The following is a 1,762-nucleotide window of genomic DNA, read 5'->3' on the forward strand; positions in this document are numbered from 1 at the left end:
GAAGAGAAGGAAAAAATAAGTCAAGCGATCTATTAGTATTGGTAAGCTTAATGCATTGCTGCACTTACACATCCAACCTATCAACGTAGTGGTCTACTACGGATCTTAGGGAGAATTAATCTTGGGGCAGGCTTCCCGCTTAGATGCTTTCAGCGGTTATCCCTTCCGAACGTAGCTACCCAGCGCTGCACCTGGCGGTACAACTGGCGCACCAGTGGTTCGTTCATCCCGGTCCTCTCGTACTAGGGACAAGCCCCCTCAATTCTCCTACGCCCACAGCAGATAGGGACCAAACTGTCTCACGACGTTTTAAACCCAGCTCGCGTACCACTTTAAACGGCGAACAGCCGTACCCTTGGGACCTGCTTCAGCCCCAGGATGTGATGAGCCGACATCGAGGTGCCAAACCGCATCGTCGATGTGAACTCTTGGATGCGATCAGCCTGTTATCCCCGGCGTACCTTTTATCCAATGAGCGATGGCCCTTCCATGCGGAACCACCGGATCACTAGCGCCTACTTTCGTACCTGCTCGACATGTCTGTCTTGCAGTCAAGCTCCCTTATGCGTTTGCACTCGACGGCTGGTTTCCAATCAGCCTGAGGGAACCTTTGCATGCCTCCGTTATTTTTTGGGAGGCGACCGCCCCAGTCAAACTACCCACCAGACATTGTCTCCTGCCAGGATAACTGGTCAGGATTAGATCCTTAAACACACAAGGGTGGTATTTCAAGGTTGACTCCACGCATACTGGCGTACACGCTTCAAAGTCTCCCACCTATCCTACACATGAGTGCCCAAAAATCAATGTCAAGCTATAGTAAAGGTGCACAGGGTCTTTCCGTCTTGCTGCGGGTACACGGCATTTTCACCGCGACTTCAATTTCACCGAGTCTCTGGTTGAGACAGTGCGGAGATCGTTACGCCATTCGTGCAGGTCGGAACTTACCCGACAAGGAATTTCGCTACCTTAGGACCGTTATAGTTACGGCCGCCGTTTACCGGGGCTTCAATTCGAAGCTTCGCTTGCGCTAACCTCTCCTTTTAACCTTCCGGCACCGGGCAGGCGTCAGCCCATATACATCGTCTTACGACTTAGCATAGACCTATGTTTTTAGTAAACAGTCGCCACCGCCATTTATCTGCGACCCCCCGAAGCCCGTATTGCTACACCAAGGGGGGTACCCCTTCTCCCGAAGTTACGGGGTTATTTTGCCGAATTCCTTAACCAGAGTTCTCTCGAGCGCCTTGGTATATTCTACCCACCCACCTGTGTTGGTTTTCGGTACGGTCTTTTTGTGCTAAACTTAGAAGCTTTTCTTGGCAGCATGGACTCAACAACTTCAGAGCTTGCGCTCACGGACTCGTGTTTCAGCCTTAGAGAGAAGCGGATTTTCCTACTCCTCAAGCCTACGCACTTGCACCAACATCCAATAGTTGGATTGCCTATCCTCCTGCGTCCCTTCATCGCACACACAAAAAGGTACGGGAATATTAACCCGTTTTCCATCGACTACGGCTTTCGCCCTCGCCTTAGGAACCGACTAACCCTGGGAAGATTACCTTTACCCAGGAAACCTTGGGTTTACGGCGAACAGGTTTTTCACCTGTTTTATCGTTACTTATGTCAGCATAATCACTTCTCAATTCTCCAACGTTTTTTACAAAACGCCTTCAGCGTATTAAGAACGCTCCCCTACCGATTATATAAATATAATCCCGAAGCTTCGGTGCCATGCTTAGCCCCGATACATTTTCGGCGC

Annotated in this window: 1 rRNA gene; it reads right to left on the bottom strand. The window is 50.3% G+C overall.

The annotated features are described in order from the left end of the window. Positions 1-11: 11 nt before the first annotated feature. Positions 12-1,762: ribosomal RNA gene (locus BT999_RS12220) — 23S ribosomal RNA — on the bottom strand; the annotation flags it as partial.

The organism is Desulfovibrio litoralis DSM 11393 (assembly GCF_900143255.1).
Classification (GTDB): Bacteria; Desulfobacterota; Desulfovibrionia; order Desulfovibrionales; family Desulfovibrionaceae; genus Frigididesulfovibrio_A; species Frigididesulfovibrio_A litoralis.